Here is a 19,025-nt window from a genome sequence, read left to right on the forward strand (position 1 = left end):
AACAGCGGAACGGAGCTGACCTGGAGGGTCCAGTACTCGACGCCACGGCGGTATCTGCTTAGCTGGAAGGTATGACTGAGAAGCCAGAGATCGACTTTCCGGACGGGCCGCCCCCGGCGGATCTCGAGATCACCGACATCACCGTTGGCGACGGCGACGAGGCGAAGGCCGGTTCGCGGGTCAACGTGCACTACGTGGGCGTGGCCCACTCGACCGGCGAGGAGTTCGACGCGTCGTACAACCGGGGCGCCCCGCTGGCGTTCCAGCTCGGCGTCGGCCAGGTCATCCAGGGCTGGGACACCGGCGTCCAGGGCATGAAGGTCGGCGGCCGCCGCAAGCTGGTCATCCCGCCGCACCTGGGCTACGGCGACCGCGGCGCCGGCAGCGCGATCAAGCCGGGCGAGACGCTGATCTTCGTCGTGGACCTCGTCAGCGTCAGCTGAACCAACGCTGTCCGAACCCCCGCGACTCCGTCACAATGGCGGAGCCGCGGGGGTTCTTCGCGTAGTTGTACTCATCCGCCTCGCCCAGCGGCCCGATTGACTGGGAGGCATGACGACGATGGCTGTGACCACGGTTCCCGGTACGCGGGCCAACTGGCTGCGGTACGCCGCCCTGGCCGCGAAGGTACTGCTCTTCGCATTGTTGCTCTCGGCCCTGATCTGGCCGGACCTGAGCGGGATCAAGGGCAAGGCGTCGACCGCCCGGCTGGTCGTGTACCCGATCGGCGCGATGGTGCTTCCGCTGTGGTGGTGGGCCTACGGGCGCACCCGCAGCAAACTTCACAGCACGTTCCCGTGGCATGCGGACCTGTTGATGACGTTGCCGTGGTTGATCGACCTGATCGGCAACCGGCTCAACCTGTTCGACACCGTCGACTGGTGGGACGACGCGATGCACTTCGTCCTCTGGGGCTTCCTCACCGCGGGTGTCCTGCTCGCCTTCGCACCGCGCGGCCTGTCCCGGGGGCTCACCGCCTTCGTGGCGCTTGGCTTCGGCGCCACGGCTGCGGTCGTATGGGAACTGGGCGAGTACGTCGCATTCGTCCGCAACTCGCCCGAACTACAGACGGCCTACACCGACACCCTCGGCGACCTCGCCCTGGGCACGATGGGCGCACTGCTCGCCGGACTGATCGTGTACCAGGTCCGGATCAGTCCGATGGGCGATGAAGGGCGTCGATCAGCTGTGAGGTGACCGTCTCCGGCGAGCGGGTCCAGTCTGTCGTCAGGACGTGATGGACTCGCCAGCCCGTGGTGGTCAGAGCGCTGGGATGAGTGGTCAGTCGTTCCAGCAGAGTGTCCGACGCGACTCGGTCGGGTGTGTCCACGAGTACTGCGAGGCGATGGCCGGCATCCTCCGGCAACTTGAGCGCCAGGTCGCAGCGGAACACCGACTCGCCCACGGCCGTGTCGACCTCGACACCGCGGGCCTCGAGCGTTGCGGCGAGCTGCTCGATCACGGCACTCGGTCGTGCTGACGCCGGGGCCTTGACGGCGTACGGCGTGAGGGCGGCCTTCGCGGCGACCTGGTCGCCTCGGGAGACCGCGGTGGCGTATGCGAGGAACCGGCGGAGGGTGTTCGCGCCGTCGTTGTAGGTGTTGGTGATCGCCTCGGGTTCGATGCTGCTGACGATCACCATGTGCTCGCGGGCGCGGCTGAAGATGACGTTCAGGCGCTTCTCCCCGCCGGCCGTGTTGATCGGTCCGAAGTTCATCAGCATCCGGCCGTCCGGTCCGGTGCCGTAGCAGACGCTCATCAGGATGATGTCGCGCTCGTCGCCCTGCACGTTCTCGAGGTTCTTCACAAACAGGCCGGCGTCCTGCTCGCCATGCGTACGCACCTGCTCCGCCTCATACAGCGTCGCGAACTCCGGGTCCGCCTCCGCCAACTGATCCAGCGCCCGTTCGATCTCACCTTGCTGGGCCTCGGAGAACGCCACGATCCCCAGACTCTTCCCGGTCTGCCGGACCAACGTCTCCCGCACCAACGCGGCGATCCATCGCGCCTCGGCAGGGTTGGTACGCCGGACATACACGCCGTCGACCAGCCGCACCGCCGTGATGCTCCCTGCCAGCATGCTGTCGCAGACCTCGGTCACCATCGGGGAGTCCGACCGCACGGTCCACGGCGGCGCGGCATGCGGTGGCAGCCGATCCGGAACCGTCGCCAGCTTGCCCTGATAGAACGCCGAGTTGCTGAACGAGATCAACGCTTCCGAGCGACTCCGGTAGTGCCACGTGAGCATCGTCGACGCGAGCCGCAGCGCGCTGATCGAGAGGAAGCTGTCTTCGGTGAGCGCAATGCCGACCTGCTCGGCTGCCTCGTCTTCGACGTCGATTTCTTCGTCCGATGTCCGCACGCGGAAGTACTGCGTGGGCGGCAGCTGCATCTGGTCGCCGACGACGATCACTTGTGGGGCTCGGTGCAGTGCCGGGATCGCCTCCTCCACCGGGATCTGACTGGCTTCGTCGTACACGACGACGTCGAATGAAGTTGTCAGCGGCAACGTTTCGGAGACCGAGGACGGGCTCATCAGCCATACCGGCCTGAGGACCGATACCACCTCGCCGGGCGCGCCGGACGCGAGGTCGCGGATCGACCGGTACCGCATGACCTTGCCGAACTCGTGTTCCAGCTCCCGTCGACCGGTCGCGAAGGTCTTCTTCCGTTCGCGGTCCTCGGGCGACATCCCGGTGGCGCTCTGCTCCGAGTGCGCGACCTCGGCGAGGAAGCGGCGGCGGACCTGGGCGGTGACGACCTGGGCATTCAGCTCGGTCAGCTCGTCGTACACCATTCTCAGTTCGCCGACGATGGCATCGACTCGGGCGGAGGAGAGTTGCAGGGGTGCGGCCGCGCGGGCGCGTTCCCATTCGGCGGCGCAGACGGCGTACTCGAGCTGGTCGGGTGAGGCGTCGAGCTGGCGCAGAGCGGTGAGTACGGCCGGCGAGGCGGTGGCGACGTCGCGCAGTTTGGGGCCGACTGCGCGTACGACGGGACTCTCGGCGAGAAGCCGGTCGGCGAGATCGCGGAGGCCGTCGACCGTCAGCGTCTCCCAGTGGTCGGCGAGCAGGTCTCGGGTTGGCTCTTCGGCCTCGTCGAGCGCGTCGGCCAGACGGGAGAGCTCGGCGGGCGCGCCGTCGCGGAGTACGAAGTCCCAGTCGGGCACGGTCTTGCGGGCAGCCGCGAGTTCGTCGATCAGTTCGCGTGGGTCGTCGACAGCCCAGTCGCGCCGGGTCTGCTCGGTGTGTTGCTCGACGGCGGCCGAGGCGGACTGTGCGGCGACCAGGTCGGTGAGGATGTCGGTGACGGATGGTTGGACGGCGCGGTCGGTCGCGTCGAAGCGGGCGCGAACGAGGTTCTTCACCCGCCGCCAATCACCGCTCAGGAAGGAGAACACGCCACCTTCCTTGCTCTGAGCAACCTTCAACGCCGACCGAGCGTCCGCCGGCGCCAGCGGCTCGCTCCACCCAGCAGCCTCCTTCCAGGCCGCCCTCTCAGCCACCACCAACTGCTCCCGCTCAGCCCCAACACCCGCCAACTCCCGAGCCACACCAGACCGAGGCACAATCGCCTCGACCCGATCCACCCCCACCAACGGCCCCACCACCCGCCCCAGCTGCGCCAGCCCCCGCACTTCCCGCACACCCACACCCGCATACCCCGCGCCGCGTCCGGCGGCAGATTCATGGGAAATCGCCGCCGGATCGGCGACAGCACCCGCACGACGCCCCGCGCCGCCTGCGGCAGCGGACTCGTTGGAGGGTGGCGCCGCGTCGGCGATAGCACCCCCATGCCCTGCATCGCCTGCGGCGGCGGATTCGTTGGGAGGTGGCGCCGCAGCGGCGACAGCGCCGGGTGCATCCAGCGCCGCGAAGGCGGCCGCTACCGCGTCCCATCGTGCGCGGAGGTCTCGGGCGGCGAGCGTGACGTCGGTGTCGTCCCAGTGCTTGGTCGCGACGAACGCGAGCGAGCTCCGGGCAAGCACGCCACCGGTGGACGGATCCGCCGAGGCCAACTCCCGAGCAACCTCACGCACCGCATCCCGCGCGGCCCACCACTCCCCAACCCCAGGCACCACAGACTCAGGAGTCCAAGCGTGCGCTTGCAGTTCGGCGAGGCGGTTGATGAGGGTGCGGAGGTGGGGATTGCCGGTGGACAGTTGGTGTTCGAAGGCGTCGACTGTTGACAGCAGGCGGTCGACGCGGGCGGTCAGCTCGGCTCGGCGGGTGGTTAGTGTGTCCAGGTCGTCGTCGGCGGCTAGCCAGGACTCGTAGGTTTCGCGTAGACCGTGGACGAACGCCTTCTTGTCGGCCTGGGAGTCGTGGATGAGCGCGCACAAGCCATCCAACCGCCGGCTGGCCAACCGTGCATGTACCACGTCGAGCGCAGCCCGCTTCTGACAAACGAAGAGGACGCGCTTCCCCCGCGCCACGAAGTCGGCGATCAGGTTCGTGATCGTCTGCGACTTCCCGGTCCCGGGCGGACCCTGGATCACGAAGCTTTCGCCCCGCCGCGCACGAGCGATCGCCGCCACCTGCGAGCCATCGGCAGGTACGACGAGATGCCGATCAGCAGGCGCCAGCTCAGGCGGAGTACTGCCGATCGGACGCGGCCGGTCCGAGAACAGTTGCTCGAACGACGCCGCCGACTCCCCGCTCGTCAGCAGATCGTCGTAATCGCGGACCAACCCCAGCGTCCGGTAGTTGAAGTTCGCCAGCGAGACCGCGCACAGATCGACGTCCCACGAGTACGGCCCGCCCTCGGTGTCCAGCGAGTACACTTCGGTCTCGAGCACCTGTGCCGACCGCGGCGCCTCGCCCAGCGCGATCCCCAGCGGCAGCGTCTGCTCAGCGATCTGCGTCCGGTAGATCTGCACACCCAGCGGCTGATAGTCCGTACGCCGATACGAGTACGGGTACTGCTTCCCGCCGAACCCTGTCGCAACGTTCCCGCGCTGCCGCCGGTTGTACGTGCGCAGCCGCGTCATCGCCCGCTGCCGCACCAGATCGATCCGCGGCTTCTCCCGCAGGTGTAACTGCAGTCCCGGCTCGGTCGCCTGGATCTCCTTCGCCAGCCGCTCGTGCAACTCCCGGAGCGCACCCGGCGACGACAGATCGACCGTCTCCGGCAACGTGATCCCGTACAAGACCCGCAAACTGTGTCGCAGCGTCGGATTGACCTCGGCGATCGGATCGGTGACCCGCAACGTGTACGAATCCCGTACGCCGCGCTTCCGCGTCAGCTCCACCTTCGCCAGCACCAACGGCGACGCGATCCGCGTATCCCGATCGTTCTTCAAGTCGTGCCAGCGCAGGAACGCCGGCACCAACCGCAGCTGGTCCTGCCCGTAGTCGGCCCGGTCGCGGCGAGCGGTCGAGATCAGCTTGTCCAACGTGTTCGCGGCGTACGGCGCCTCGTCGTACCGGATCCACTTCCCCAGCGGCTGCGCCTTCTTCAGCAACTCGCCGGCGAGGTCGTCCCGCCACGTGAACAACTGCTCGGAGCGGATCGTCCGTACGTCGAGCATCAGCGGCACCGACACCTCGGTGAGGTTCAGCGTCTGAGCGGTCGGCCGGAAGTTGATCAGCCGATTGCGCCGCGACAGGTCGAACAGCCTGTCCCGCAACGCGCCCAAGACCGCCGTACGCCGGTCCGCCGCGCCCCGGACGATCGCCTCGACATCGAAGTCCAACGGCTGATCGCGGTAGTTCTCGAGCTGCTCGATCAGCGAATGCAGGTCCTGCGCACGCCGGTGCCGGTCCGGCTCGACCATCTGCGCCGCAACCGAGACGATCACCGGATGCAGATCAGGATCGAGCTTGTACAAGTTGCCTCGGGCATCGATCAGGGTGGCGACGTCCGCGGTCCGGGACAGATCGAGACCGCAACCGAGCCCGAGCAGCAACTGCCCGAGGCTGAAGATGTCGGTGAGCTGATCGTGGTGACCGACCACGTGCTCCCAGCTCTGCCAGCCGGCCACCAGCGTCGGAGCGGTGATCGCATCCGGCACAGGCTCAGGCACGACGGTCTTCTCCTGACCGCCGCTCTCACCCAGGTCGAAGTCAGACTGCCGGTGCGTGACGACCTCGACAGCCGTCGGTCGCGAACCCTGCCGTGCATCGAGCTCATGCACGGCAAGCGTCGGCCGTCCCGCGTCCTCGGGCGCGAAGCCGAGCCGGTTCTGCTCGTCGACGACGATCCGATCCAGACCACGCAACGGCGCGACCAGCCCGCGCTCATGCACCGCGGCCGTCTCGTGGAACAACGGCAGCACAGCAGCTAGCAACGCGTCGTTGCCCAGCCCGCCCTGGGAGACGGCTAGCGCGACGAGATCCTCCGCGCTCATCCGACCACCTCCGAAGCCTGCACGAACCTCGCTCGTTGCTTGTCGCTCCATCCCAGCTCGTCGTCCGCGACGTCGACGTACCCCGGCAGCCCCGAGCGCCGCGCGAGGGCCAGTGACGCGACCAGCCCGGCGTCGCCGACATCCGGGTCGGCGGTCGCGAGATCGAGCAGCAGATAACACAGGTACCGCTTGGTCGCTGCCGCCAGCGGTCTTGGTCGCGGCATCGGCGCCCCATCCACCGGACGCACTGTCAACGGCTCGTCGAACCGCACAGTTCCCGCGGGCTCACCCGGACCGTCCGCGAACCCGGCAGCCGCGGTCGCCACCGCATCGGTCCGCAGGCCTTCGGTCTGCGCGATCACGGCAGCAAAATCACGGCTGAGCTCGCGCAACACCACAGCGTCGAGCAGATCCGGCGCATCCACGTCGAGCGGCCCGGTCACCAGCTCCTCGACGTACTCACCGTCGGCCCAGTTCTTCAAGGCCCAGGCCCGTCCCACAGCTTCCGGATGCGTGGTCCCACGACTCCCCGAGCGCAGATCGAGCGACTCCGCCTGGCGCAGGTACGCCGCGGGGTCCGCCGTACTCGGGCCTGTCTCCAGCTTCAGCAGCGCGCGGATCGTCGTACTCAGGTCACCACACGCCGTGAGCGCGCCACGATCCGCGAACAGCTCTGTCGCCAGAGACCACCGACGATGCGTCTCGAGGTACTGCGAGGGCGTCCGCGCGTCACCGGCCGCCGCGTCGAGCAGCCTGTCGACGGCGAGGTACCCGCCGTCCTCGGCCTCCCACAACAGCCGGTGCGCGAGCTCATGCCCGATCACCGCCGTCAGCTCGTCCTCATCCAGCCGATCGAGCAAGGGCCCCTGGAAGAGAATGACCGGCCTGACCTGGTGAATGTACGCCGCGTTGGGCTCCCCGCTCACCTGGAAGTAGTCGATCTCCTCATCGAGCTCCAGCGCCCGCGCCGCCCGCTGCCCGGCCCGGAACACCGTGGGATGGGCGTCCGGCTCCAACCGGTACGCGTTCCGCAACAACACGTCGTCGAGCGACCCCTCCGGCCCACCGTGCAACGCAGCCCACGCACGCTCGTCCTGACGGCGCACAACCGCCAGGACAGCCCGGTGATACCCAAGGACGGACAACATGCCGGCAACCATAACCACCCCCACCGACGAAAAACGTGCGCCAGGACAGGTCAGTCGGGCGTTGGACGGCAGACGCCGTGAGCCGCGGCGCTGGCAGCCAGCGCTGCGGCTGCCGGGTTGCCCGACACAGCGGCGGCGGCGTCCGTGCGGGTGGTGTGCCGGCCGATCGGTACGACCATCGGTGTGCCGGCGACCGGGTCGGGCACGACCTTGACGGCCAGTCCGAAGACGTCCTGGACCACGTCCTCGGTGATCACCTCCGCCGGGTTGCCCTCGGCAACGATATCGCCGTCCTTCATCGCGATCAGGTGGTCGCCGAACCGGCAGGCCTGGTTGAGGTCGTGCAGCACGAGGACGATCGTCCGGTCGTCGGACTTGTTCAGGTCGACGAGGAGATCGAGCACCTCGAACTGGTGCGTCAGGTCCAGGAACGTCGTCGGCTCGTCCAGCAGCAGGATGTCGGTCTCCTGGGCCAGCGCCATCGCGATCCAGACCCGCTGCCGCTGACCGCCCGACAGCTCGTCGATCGGCCGGTCCGCGATCGACAGGACGTCGGTCGACGTCATCGCCTCCGCGACCGCTTCGTCGTCGGCCTTCGACCACTGCCGGATCCATCGCGTCCGCGGGTACCGCCCACGGCCGACCAGATCCGCGACCGTGATCCCCTCCGGTGCGGTCGGCGACTGCGGTAGCAGACCGAGCTTGGTCGCCACCTCACGCGTCGGGATCTGCTGAATGCTCTTGCCGTCCAGCAGCACGGTCCCGCGCGACGGCTTCAGCAACCGCGCGAGCGTCTTCAGGAGCGTCGACTTGCCACATGCATTGGCGCCCACGATGACGGTGATCTTCCCGGTCGGGATCCGCACCGACAGGTCGTGGATGATCTCCCGCTGGTCGTACCCGACCGCAAGACCGTCGGCAGCCAAGCTGTGTTCCACACCGTTCTCCATCTCTCAGCCACCACTTCCGACGCGGTTGGCCCTGGCCAGCAGGAACATCAGGTACGGCGCACCCACTACGCCGGTCACCACGCCGACCGGCAACTGCGTGTCCCCGAACGCGTGCTGGGCAACAAGATCCGACAACGCCACCACGAGCGCCCCGAGCAGCCCGGACGCGATCATCGCCGGCCCCGGCGACCGTGTCAGCCGCCTCGCGATCGGCGGGGCGACGAACGCCACGAACCCGATCGGCCCGGCCGCCGCAGTAGCCACTGCAGCGAGCAGTACCGCGATCACGATCAGCCCGAGCCGCGACACCTCCACCCGCAACCCGAGCCCGTACGCCGTCTCGTCGCCGAGCTGCAGGATCCGCAGCTGCTGCACGAGGAACACCATGAACGGCAGCAGTACGACGAACGTGATCGCCAGCGACCGTACGTTCGACCAGTCCCGCCCGTTCAGACTCCCGGTCAGCCAGATCAGCGCCTGCTGCGCGATCTCCACCCGCGCCTTCGTCAACAGGTACGACGTGATGCTGGTGGCGATCGCACCGATTCCGATGCCGATCAGGATCAACCGGTAACTCGACACACCGTGCCGCCAGGCGAGCACGTACATCAGGAACGCGGTCAGCACCGCGCCGAGGATCGCGAAGGCCGACACCGCGACCCCGGTCAGGCTGAGCGTCACGATCGCGAACACCGCGAACGCGCTCGCGCCGTACGTCACACCGATGATGTCGGGGCTGGCGAGCGGGTTGCGGGCGATGCTCTGGAAGATCGCGCCGGACAGGCCCAGCGCCGTACCGACGAGGAGGCCGGTGAGTGCCCTGGGCAACCGAAGCGTGTTGACGATGAACTCGGTCGCGCGGTCGCCGCCGCCGAACAGCGTCTTGACGACGTCGATGACCGGGATCTTGAAATCACCCAGCGACAACGAGACGCAGAAGGTCGCGAACACGGCGACGGCCAACGCGACGATGACGACGAGCGAACGGGTCTGCCGGGCGGCACGCGCCCGGGCAACGACGTGAACTGCCTCAGCCGTCACAGGTCTGCCAACTTCCGGCGGCGTACCAGGATGATGAAGAAGGGCGCACCGAGGACCGCGGTGACGATGCCGACCTGGAGCTCCCCGGGTTGCGCGACGACCCGGCCGATCACGTCCGAACCGAGCAGCAGGATCGGCGCGAGCAGCATCGAGTACGGAAGGATCCATCGGTAATCCGGACCGGTCACCAGCCGCGCGACATGCGGGATGGTCAGCCCGACGAAGCCGATCGGCCCCGCCGCCGCGGTCGCTGCTCCACACAGCAGTACGACGACCACCGCGACGAACAACCTCGCCAGTCCGACCCGCTGGCCCAGCGACTTCGCCACGTCGTCCCCCAGCGACATCGCGTTCAGCACCCGCCCGCAGAACAGCGACAGCACGATCCCGACCAGGATGAACGGCGCCACCTGCGCCGCGACGTCCGATCCGCGCCCGGCGAACGATCCGACCGACCAGAACCGGAACTGGTCGAACGTGTCGACATCGCCGATCAGCAGAGCCGTGGTCAACGACCCGAGCATCGCTGTCAGTGCCGCACCCGCCAGCGCGAGCTTCACCGGCGTCGCACCCTCCCGCCCGAGTGACCCAAGGAAATAGACCGCGACGGATGCTGCGGCCGCGCCGGCAAAGGCAAGCCAGACGTACGCCGTCAGCGTCGACAACCCGAACCAGTAGATGCCCCCGACAACGAACAGGGCAGCGCCACCGTTCACGCCGAGGATGCCGGGATCGGCCAGCGGATTGCGGGTCACACCCTGCATCAACGCGCCCGACAGCCCGAGCGCGGCACCGACCATGAGCCCGATCAGGGTCCGCGGCACTCGCAGCGAGTGGACGATGACGTGATCGGTGTTCGACTCGTCGTAGTGACGCAGCGCATCGATCACCGTGGACAGCGGGATCTGCTTCGATCCGATCGCGATGCTGAGCAGGATCACCAGGATCAGCAGGACGACGCATCCGATCAGTCCGAGGACGAGCGTGGTCCGCCGAGCCCGGCGCCGAGGACGCGGCGAAGCGGCTGCCAGGTCGGGGTCGGCGGAGACGACGGCGCTAGGCGGTGGCATTGGACTTTCGGGATCCTCTTAGGTAAGGCTAACCTCTGGGTGCTTCACCATAACCCGGCCGCCGTCGGGTGCGCACCCTGCGCCTCCCCCTGCGAAGTTTATGGAGAAACCACAGTATGACGACTGTGCTCGAGCGACCGATCGAGTTCGACTCGCTCCTGGCCACCGTGGCGGCCGTCGAGGACCTGAGCCCGCACCTGCGCCGCGTGACGTTCGTCGCACCGCGGATCGCCGAAGCGGTCACAGCCGGCCCTGACCAGCGGATCAAGGTCCTGCTCGCGCCGCCGAACGGCACCGCGATCAAGCTGCCGTCCGGCCCCGAGTGGTACGCCGAATGGTGCGCGCAGCCCGTCGACGAGCGTTTCATCATGCGGACGTACACCGTGCGCGCCCTCCGCCCGGAAGTCGCCGAGCTCGATGTCGAGTTCGTCCTGCACGGCGTCAACGGGCCGGCGTCGGCCTGGGTCAGCTCGGCTCGGGTCGGCGACTCAGTCGGTCTGCTGTTGCCGTTCGCGGTCGACACCACGAGCACCAAAGGACTGCTGCACTCCGGCGTCGACTATGTGCCGCCGGCAAGCAGCGTGCGCCGGATCCTGGTCGCGGACGAGACCGCGCTTCCGGCGGTGGCCGGCATCCTCGAGGAGCTGCCGGCCGACGTACACGCCACTGTGTTCATCGGCGTACCGGAGGCTGCCGACATGCGGCCGTTGTCCGGGAATGCTGACGTCACCTGGGTCACCGACGGATCGTTGCTGGAGGCACTCAAGTCGGCGACGTTGCCGTTCGACGCGGACTACGCCTGGGTCGCCGGTGAGTCCTCGATGATCAAGTCGGTACGCCGGCACCTGGTCAACGTCGTTGGGATGCCGAAGGCCGCGATCTCCTTCCAGGGCTACTGGAAGCGCGGCGAAGCCCACTGCTGAGGATCCGGGAGAGCTGGAGGGCAGAAGTCCACCCCTCCCGGAAGTCTTCAGCTAGGACGGGTTCTCCGCGTGGGTCAGCGTCTCCCACGCGACGAACAGGTTGTTCGAACCCGCCGGCCGACGGGACTCGGTCAGCGCCTGGGTGTTCGTCATCGCGATCCCCAGCCGCGTGCGCAGCGCGTTGTAGCCGACCTCGGTGATCGGGCCGAGGCCGCGGTTCACCGTGCCGTTGCAGAGCCAGGACGGCACCGCCTCCAGGTTGCGCTCCCAGCGGGACTGGAACCCGAGCGCCTGGCGGAGCCGTTCACCGAACTCCGGGTACATGTCGATGCCCTGGATCCGCGCGGTCTCCAGCACATGTGAGATCGACGAGATGCCGTAGCCGGTGTGGGTGAAGTCGCGGCAGGTCTCCTGAGTCAAGCCTGTCACGAACGTCCCCTGGCCCTGCCAGTAGCTGACGATCTTGTCGCGGGTGTTGAGGTTCTGACTCGGCACCGTCTTCGGCAGCGCGCCGTCGGACTCCAGGTAGACGTACGCCGGAACGCGCAGCCGGTACAGCGAGATCGCCTTGTCGTAGATGGTCCTGTCCTCGAGGAACACACCGATGCCCTGGAGTGCCTCGGTCATGCTCAACTCCCAGTTCCCGTTGGAGTTCGAGCCGTTGATCATCTCCGGCACGTAGACGTTGCGGAGCATGGTCGCGAACCGGCCCGAGTTCGGCCAGTTGCCATAGACGTGCTTGATGATCTCCGCAGCCTTCGGCCACGAGGAGGCGGACCAAGCCGTCTGCAGCGGTGCGTTGCTGTTGGTGTGGTCCGTGATTGTCGCCGACCATGCGTCCATCAACTGGATCGACTTCTGTGCGTAGCGGTCGTCACGCGTCAGGTACCAGAGCAGAGCGTCCGTGTACGCCGCGATGGCGTCCTCACGCTCGTCGGTGCAGCCGAGGTTCGGATTCGAGTACGGTCCGCATTCGACCACCGCGCGCGGTTTCGGCGTACGGGAGAGGGATGCGTACGTGCTGCTCTTGGCCTGGTTGAACGCGTTGGTCCACGGCTGCGCGCCGGCCTGCACCTTGGCCCGGACGAAGTCGAGCTGAGCCACGCTCACACCGACACCGGGATGGGTGAACGTGGCCGGTGCATCCTCCGTCGCCGGAGCATTCGAGGACGCGACTGCGGGGCTGCTGAGGGTCCCGGCAACCAGCGCAGCACAGGCTGCGGCCAGGACCAGGGGTTTCTTTCTCATGGGCGGTGTCCTGTCTTCGGGGGCGGTGGACACCTACGCTTCCCCCACTAGCGCAGGGTCTTTGCGAAAGTTTGACGACGGACGGTGAGACGGTCAACAGGTCAGTCCGAACTAATTTCACTTCGGAACAAAACCGGAGATTTTCCCAGCTCAGTGGAACAAAGTGAGAATCTGTCCCATAAATCGACGCGACTTCCCAGCGCTCGGAACCGTAGTCACGGCTGCCCCGGCGTTACTGTCCGCAACCTCCGACGGCGGCTTTCGCGGGTTAGTGGCCGAGCTGGCTGGTGATGCGCTCGACGACGATGCTCGTCGCGTAGCGCGTCGTACCCGGCGGCTCGACGTCGGCCCAGCCGCCGGTGTACTTCCGCGCAACCGCCTGCTCCAGCGCCAGCTCCGGATCCGGGTCATGAAACTCGCCCGGAATCTCCACGGGCTCAGCTGAGGGCGAACTCGCCGGCGTGCACGCCGGCAGCGTCCAACAGCGCCGCAGCCGTGGCGGCTCCGATGCCGCCGAGTGGTTGGGCGCGGACGACGGCTCGCGCGCTCGCGCCGTCGAAGATCATCGTGAGCTGGATCGCCAGCGTCGACGGGTCCTCGGCGCCGGCCTTCACGAGCTCGCGGTGGAAGAAGTCGGTGAGCTGCTGCTTGAAGTGCCGCGCCACCACCGACCCGGGGTGCTCCGGATTCTTCAGCTCAACCGCGGTACTCACGTAGGGGCAACCGAGGTAGTTGCCCGAAGCAACCATATCGTCCTGACGCTCGAACACGGCCAGGATCCGCTCCCGCGGCGACCGGTCGTCCTCGGCGCCCGGCTGCAGCAACATCTGGTACGCGGGGCCGCGGCTGGCGAGGCTCTCCGCGATCAGCTCGTCCTTCGACCGGAACAGCTGGTACATCGACTTCTTCGACACCCCGGCCGCCTTGCACAGCGCGTCCACTCCGATGTTGACGCCGTCACGGTAGAAGAGTTCCCCCGCGGCGTCCAGCAGTCGCTCACGGGGTGTCGCCGAAGTGCTCATGGAACGAGGGTACCGCCTGGATTTGAAAACGGAAACCGATCGGTTTACTGTGATGGAAACAGATCAGTTTCCTCCTAGGGAGTTTTCAGATGACCACACTCGAAGGCGCCGTCGTCCTCGTCACCGGCGGCCAGCGCGGCATCGGCAAGGCGCTCGTCGACGACCTGCTGAGCCGCGGCGCCGCCAAGATCTACGCGACCGCTCGTACGCCGAAGCCGAGCACCGATCCGCGCGTCGTACCCCTGCCGCTCGAGATCACCGACCAGGCCTCGATCGACGCCCTGGCCGCGGCCGCTCCGGACGTCACGATCCTGATCAACAACGCCGGCGCCGGCTCGCCGGAGACCTACCTGGACAGCTCGATCGAGGACGTCCGCGCGGTCTTCGACGCGAACTTCTTCGGCCCGCTCCAGCTCACCAAGGCGTTCGTCCCGATCATCGAGCGCAACGGCGGCGGCCACATCCTCAACGCCCACTCGGCCCTGTCCTGGGTCGGCCGGCACGGTGCGTACTCCGCGACCAAGGCGGCGTTCTGGCTGCAGTCCAACGCGATCCGCGTCGAGCTGCTCAACCGCGGCATCGGCGTCACCGGCCTGCACATGGGGTACGTCGACACCGACATGGCCTCCGGAGTGACCGCCCCGAAGTCCCGCCCCGAGGACATCGCCAAGCAGGCCCTCGACGGCATCGAGTCCGGTGCTCACGAGGTCCTCGCCGACGACACCGCCCGCGGCGCGAAGGCCGCCGTCTCCGGCGACCTGACCGCGCTGTACCCCGAGCTAGTCGGCTGAGACGTAGACGTCGCGGTCGCGGGTGTACTCCATCGCACCCGCGATCCCGTCGGCGACGTCCGCACCGAGTTCACGCTCGACCACGTGCAGCGCGAGATCGATTCCGCAGGTGATTCCGCCGGCCGTGACGAGGGTGCCGTCGTCGACGACCCGGTTGGTCTTCAGGTCAGCGCCGAACGCCTCCAACTCCGCCCAGGCGCCGCGGTTCGTCGTAGCTGGACGCCCCTTCACCAGCCCGGCCTCGGCGAGCAGCATCGAGCCGGTGCACACCGAGCCGATCCACTGCAGCGAGGGCGCCAGCTCGGCGATCCGCGCCGTCATGACACCACGCCGAGCCTCGGCCCACGAACCCTTCTCCGCGCGGTTCATCCACCCGCCGCCCGGAACGAAGAGCGCATCGGGCTGCCCCAGGCCTTCCGGCGCCTTGAACTGCAGGCCGTGCAACCCGGTCACGTCGGCCGGCCCGTCCAACCCGACGAGCGCCAGCTCGAACTGAGGCTGTCGGGCTGCGTGACTCCAGACCTCGAACGGCCCCATCACATCCATCTCGTCCACACCGTCGAACACCAGGATCTCGATTCGCATACCCCCACCCAATCGCCACGGCGGCGAGCGCGGCCAGTGGCCAGGACGCCGCTGTTCGAAAGGATCTGGCCAGCGTGCTCAGACCAGGACGTCGGTGGCCTTGTGCTTGCGGTCGACGCCCTCGACGAAGATCACTACCCCGTCGGAATTCTCGGTCCGCAGCGGCAGGATCTCGCGGTAGTCGGGCGACTCGTACCAGTCCCGCAGATGGTCGTAGTCGGGGAACTCGATCACGATCGGCGCCCCTTCCCACTCCCCCTCGATCTGCTCGGGCTGCGCCCCGTGGACGAGGAAGTGACCGTCGTACGGCGCGAGCGTCTCGTCGATCCGCTCCAGGTACTCGACGATGTCAGCACCCATCCGGACGTTGCGCAGGTAAGCGATCGCGTAAGCCTTCATTCTCTGTGTCATGGCTCCAGCCTTGACCACGGTGGGAATTCGCACGATTACCTCTGAGGTCATCGGGACGGCTTGATCTGCTCCCGACGTACCGTAGATGCCATGTCAGTCACAGGGGGACCGCCTTCCACCCACGCGGAGGAGGTGGAGGACGAGCGGCTCGGGCCATACCGGTTGATCCGGCGGCTGGGCCAGGGCGGCATGGGAGTCGTCTACCTCGCCGAAGGCCCTGAGCACCAGGAAGTCGCGGTCAAGGTACTGCGGCCGCACGTCGCTCACGACCCGATCGCCCGGGCCCGGTTGCAGCGCGAGGCGACCACGCTGCAGAAGGTGGACCACCCCGGTGTGGCCGGCATCCTCGACCACGACCTGGAGGCCGAGCGGCCCTATCTGGTGACGCGTTTCGTCCCTGGCCGGCCGCTGGACGAGCAGGTGGACGAGCGCGGCCCGCTGACCCCGCGCAAGTGGCTGCCGCTGGCCGGCTGCCTGGCCGAGTCGCTGCAGGCGATCCACGCGGTCGGTGTGATCCACCGCGACCTGAAGCCCGGCAACGTGATGATGTTCAACGGCAAGCCGGTGATGATCGACTTCGGCATCGCCCAGGCCGCCGACGACCTGCGACTCACCCAGACCGGCCTGGTGATCGGTACGCCGGGCTATCTGGCGCCCGAGCTCATCGAGGGCGAGATGGTGTCGCAGTCCGCGGACTGGTGGGGCTGGGCCGCCACTGTGGCATTCGCCGCGACCGGGCGTCGGCCTTTCGGCAAGGGGCCGTTCGAGGCGGTGCTGGCGCGCGTGCACTCCGGTCAGGCCGACCTGGAGGGTCTGGACCCGCGACTGAAGCCACTGCTCGCCGCGGCGCTCTCTCCGAGCAAGGCCGACCGGCCGACGCAGGAAGAGATCATGAACGGTCTCACCCGGTACTCCGAAGGTCGTGACGCGCTCCTGCCCCGCGAGACGCCTACGGTCGCCGCCGTTCCGCCGACCCGGCTCGTCACGAAGCTCCTGCCGACGGAAGAAGAGGCTGCGGTTGCGGAAGGACCCACACCGACCGAGGTGGCGCAGCTTGTACCGCCGGTGATCCCGCCGCTGTCGGCGTTCACGCCGATCCGGGACAAGCTCCGGGATGCTGCCGCGAAGAAGCCACCTGTCGCCGGGGTGCCACCGCATCCGGCGACGTACAGCCCGGCGCCGAACGCAGCTGCTCCCGCTGGGATGCCGTTGCCGTACCAGAGCGGCCCGCCGGTGCCGTACTCACAGCCGCCCTTCCCGCAGCCGTACCAGCAGGCTGGTCCGCCGGCGACCGTTCAGCCCGCTCAACCGGTGCAGCCTGCGCAGCCCACCAAGGCCCCGCCAACCGGTCGGCGTACCGCGGTCATCGTCGGCTTCATGGTTGCTCTGACCGGATTGATCGCGCTGACGCCTTTGGTCGGCTCAGCAGTCGCCGTCGTCCTGCTGGTGCTCGCACGCACAGTCGACCGTTCGAGTACGGCGTTGATGCGGCGTCGTCAGGTCCGCGGACGCTCCGGCAAGTCCGACGGCGTGATCGCAGCAGCCGCCAGCCCGCTACAGCTGGCGATGGCCGCGCTGATCACGCTGCCCTGCTTGATCCTTCCGCTGGTCATGGCGGTCGTCATCGGCGGCATCGTCACCGCCGTGGCCGCCACGACGTACGACATCAACTGGCAGCCGCTGTCGGCGGTCGGCTTCGGCAGCGCCGCACTGACGGCGCTCTTCACTGCCTGGTGGGGCCCTGGCGGCAGCTCGCTGCGTCGAGGCGCCCATATCGCGGCGCGCAACATGTTCCGCGCGCACTGGCTCTCCGCGCTGATGGCCGTCGTACTGCTGGCGATCGGCGGCATCACGTTCTACAAGGCCACCCAGGGCGCCGGCGCGGAATGGGCACGCACTCCGATCGAGACGCCGAACATCGACCGTCCGACGCTGGGCGACCTGCGCAACGCACCGTTCATCCGGGACCTCCCCATCATCGGCAACTGACGACGGGGAGGTCGGCCGGCGTTACAGCTGGACGATCTGGCTGCGCTCGGGGCCGACGCCGATCGCGGAGATCCGAGCGCCGCTGAGCGACTCGACCGCGCGGACGTAGGACTGTGCTTCCTTCGGCAGGTCCTCGAACGTGCGGCAGCCGGAGATGTCGTCGGACCAGCCGTCGAACTCCTCGTAGACCGGGACCGCGTGGTGGAAGTCGGTCTGGGTCATCGGCATCTCGTCGTACCGGACGCCGTTCACGTCGTACGCGACACAGACCGGGATCTTCTCGCGGCCGGTGAGGGTGTCGAGCTTGGTGAGCACGAAGTCCGAGACACCGTTCACGCGGGCGGCGTACCGGGCGATGACCGAGTCGTACCAACCGCAGCGACGCGGGCGACCCGTCGTCGTACCGAACTCGGCGCCCTGCTGTCGCAGCCACTCACCGTCCGCGTCGAGCAGCTCGGTCGGGAAGGGACCCTCACCGACGCGGGTGGTGTAGGCCTTCACGACGGCCATCACGCGGTCGATGCGGGTCGGCGGGATGCCGGTGCCGGTACAAGCGCCCGCGGAGATCGCGTTCGACGAGGTGACGAACGGGTACGTCCCGTGGTCGACGTCGAGCAGGGTGGCCTGACCGGCCTCCATCAGCACGGTCTTGCCGTCGTCGAGGGCCTTGTTCAGCAGAAGGCTGGTGTCCGCGACCATCGGCCGCAAGCGGTCGGCGTAGGCCAGCAGCTCGTCCAGCACCTCGCGGATCTCGACCGCGCGCCGGTTGTACACCTTCACCAGCAGCTGGTTCTTCTGCTCCAGCGCGCCGGTGACCTTCTGCTCGAGGATCTTCTCGTCGTACAGGTCCTGGATCCGGATGCCGACCCGGTTCATCTTGTCGGCGTACGTCGGACCGATACCGCGGCCCGTGGTCCCGATCTTCCGGCTGCCGAGGAACCGCTCCGTGACCTTGTCGAGAGTCCGGTTGTACGGCGGGATGACGTGCGCGTTCGCGCTGATCACGAGTCGCGAGATGTCCACTCCGCGCGCCTGCAGCGCGTCGAGCTCCTCGAACAGCACGCTGAGGTCGACCACGACCCCGTTGCCGATCACCGGGGTCACACCCGGCGTGAGGATGCCGCTCGGGAGCAGGTGCAGCGCGTACTTCTCGGATCCGATCACGACCGTGTGGCCGGCGTTGTTGCCGCCGTTGAACTTCACCACGTAGTCGATGACCTCGCCCGTGTTGCCGAGCAGATCGGTCGCCTTGCCTTTGCCCTCATCGCCCCATTGGGCGCCGACGAGCACGATTGCGGGCATCTCAGCCCTCCTCTTCACGCGCCGGCGAACGGCCTCACACCCCGTAACGGCCCGGCACTGGAAACGGTGAAGCCCGGAGACGTTCACCGGACGTTCATCCGGTAACGCATCCAGGCTCTTGCGACCAAAGCCTACCGGAACGCGGGCCAGGCGTTTCGGGCCTGTCCACAATCCCCAATCGATCGTTTCAAGTACT

At 67.8% G+C, this 19,025-nt stretch carries 16 protein-coding genes; 5 read left to right on the forward strand and 11 right to left on the reverse strand.

The window, feature by feature from the left end:
• The first annotated feature begins 71 nt into the window (after positions 1-71).
• Positions 72-443, forward strand: coding sequence for an FKBP-type peptidyl-prolyl cis-trans isomerase (locus AB0J62_RS25790; protein ID WP_130442527.1), 372 nt, complete (start codon positions 72-74; stop codon positions 441-443).
• A 109-nt stretch (positions 444-552) separates the two neighbouring features.
• A complete protein-coding gene (locus AB0J62_RS25795; RefSeq protein WP_363876132.1) occupies positions 553-1,197 on the forward strand; it encodes a hypothetical protein in 645 nt (214 codons plus the stop codon).
• Here AB0J62_RS25795 and AB0J62_RS25800 read toward each other — a convergent pair.
• Genes AB0J62_RS25800 through AB0J62_RS25820 form a run of 5 tightly spaced genes read right to left on the reverse strand, consistent with a single transcriptional unit; the run spans position 1,154 to position 10,558 of the window.
• Positions 1,154-6,349 (reverse strand): AAA domain-containing protein, encoded by a 5,196-nt coding sequence (locus tag AB0J62_RS25800; RefSeq protein ID WP_363876135.1) that lies wholly within the window; start codon positions 6,347-6,349, stop codon positions 1,154-1,156. The genes AB0J62_RS25795 and AB0J62_RS25800 overlap by 44 nt on opposite strands.
• Positions 6,346-7,497, reverse strand: a complete 1,152-nt coding sequence (locus AB0J62_RS25805) for a M48 family metalloprotease (protein WP_363876138.1) — start codon at positions 7,495-7,497, stop codon at positions 6,346-6,348. The genes AB0J62_RS25800 and AB0J62_RS25805 overlap by 4 nt, the downstream gene beginning before the upstream one ends.
• 50 nt (positions 7,498-7,547) lie before the next feature.
• A complete protein-coding gene (locus AB0J62_RS25810) occupies positions 7,548-8,447 on the reverse strand; it encodes an ABC transporter ATP-binding protein (RefSeq protein ID WP_363876141.1) in 900 nt (299 codons plus the stop codon).
• A gap of 3 nt (positions 8,448-8,450) precedes the next feature.
• A complete protein-coding gene (locus tag AB0J62_RS25815) occupies positions 8,451-9,488 on the reverse strand; it encodes an iron chelate uptake ABC transporter family permease subunit (protein WP_363876144.1) in 1,038 nt (345 codons plus the stop codon).
• A complete protein-coding gene (locus AB0J62_RS25820) occupies positions 9,485-10,558 on the reverse strand; it encodes an iron chelate uptake ABC transporter family permease subunit (protein WP_363876147.1) in 1,074 nt (357 codons plus the stop codon). The genes AB0J62_RS25815 and AB0J62_RS25820 overlap by 4 nt, the downstream gene beginning before the upstream one ends.
• Positions 10,559-10,674: 116 nt before the next feature.
• Here AB0J62_RS25820 and AB0J62_RS25825 point away from each other — a divergent pair, with 116 nt between their 5' ends.
• Positions 10,675-11,481 (forward strand): siderophore-interacting protein, encoded by an 807-nt coding sequence (locus AB0J62_RS25825; protein ID WP_363876150.1) that lies wholly within the window; start codon positions 10,675-10,677, stop codon positions 11,479-11,481.
• A 51-nt stretch (positions 11,482-11,532) separates the two neighbouring features.
• Here the strand turns inward: AB0J62_RS25825 and AB0J62_RS25830 are convergent, their stop codons facing one another.
• The 3 genes from AB0J62_RS25830 to AB0J62_RS25840 form a co-directional block, all read right to left on the reverse strand.
• Positions 11,533-12,729, reverse strand: a complete 1,197-nt coding sequence (locus AB0J62_RS25830) for an alginate lyase family protein (RefSeq protein ID WP_363876153.1) — start codon at positions 12,727-12,729, stop codon at positions 11,533-11,535.
• Between the two features lie 268 nt (positions 12,730-12,997).
• Positions 12,998-13,162 carry a hypothetical protein gene (locus AB0J62_RS25835; RefSeq protein ID WP_363876156.1) on the reverse strand — a complete coding sequence of 55 codons (165 nt, stop codon included), beginning with the start codon at positions 13,160-13,162 and terminating at the stop codon, positions 12,998-13,000.
• Positions 13,163-13,166: 4 nt separating this feature from the next.
• Positions 13,167-13,751 carry a TetR/AcrR family transcriptional regulator gene (locus AB0J62_RS25840; RefSeq protein WP_363876159.1) on the reverse strand — a complete coding sequence of 195 codons (585 nt, stop codon included), beginning with the start codon at positions 13,749-13,751 and terminating at the stop codon, positions 13,167-13,169.
• Positions 13,752-13,840: 89 nt separating this feature from the next.
• Here AB0J62_RS25840 and AB0J62_RS25845 point away from each other — a divergent pair, with 89 nt between their 5' ends.
• The gene (locus tag AB0J62_RS25845) at positions 13,841-14,542 is read left to right on the forward strand and encodes an SDR family oxidoreductase (protein WP_363876162.1); all 702 of its coding nucleotides are present in this window, start codon (positions 13,841-13,843) and stop codon (positions 14,540-14,542) included.
• Here the strand turns inward: AB0J62_RS25845 and AB0J62_RS25850 are convergent.
• Positions 14,531-15,127, reverse strand: a complete 597-nt coding sequence (locus AB0J62_RS25850) for a DJ-1/PfpI family protein (protein WP_363876165.1) — start codon at positions 15,125-15,127, stop codon at positions 14,531-14,533. The genes AB0J62_RS25845 and AB0J62_RS25850 overlap by 12 nt on opposite strands.
• Positions 15,128-15,205: 78 nt before the next feature.
• Positions 15,206-15,538, reverse strand: a complete 333-nt coding sequence (locus AB0J62_RS25855) for a DUF1330 domain-containing protein (protein ID WP_363876168.1) — start codon at positions 15,536-15,538, stop codon at positions 15,206-15,208.
• A 90-nt stretch (positions 15,539-15,628) separates the two neighbouring features.
• On the opposite strand from AB0J62_RS25855, the gene AB0J62_RS25860 reads away from it, so the two are divergent.
• Complete coding sequence (locus AB0J62_RS25860; protein WP_363876171.1) at positions 15,629-17,527, forward strand: protein kinase; 1,899 nt, start codon at positions 15,629-15,631, stop codon at positions 17,525-17,527.
• Between the two features lie 21 nt (positions 17,528-17,548).
• Here AB0J62_RS25860 and AB0J62_RS25865 read toward each other — a convergent pair whose 3' ends face one another.
• Positions 17,549-18,829, reverse strand: a complete 1,281-nt coding sequence (locus AB0J62_RS25865) for an adenylosuccinate synthase (protein WP_363876175.1) — start codon at positions 18,827-18,829, stop codon at positions 17,549-17,551.
• Positions 18,830-19,025: the final 196 nt, after the last annotated feature.

The organism is Kribbella sp. NPDC049584 (genome assembly GCF_040675555.1).
GTDB lineage: Bacteria > Actinomycetota > Actinomycetes > Propionibacteriales > Kribbellaceae > Kribbella.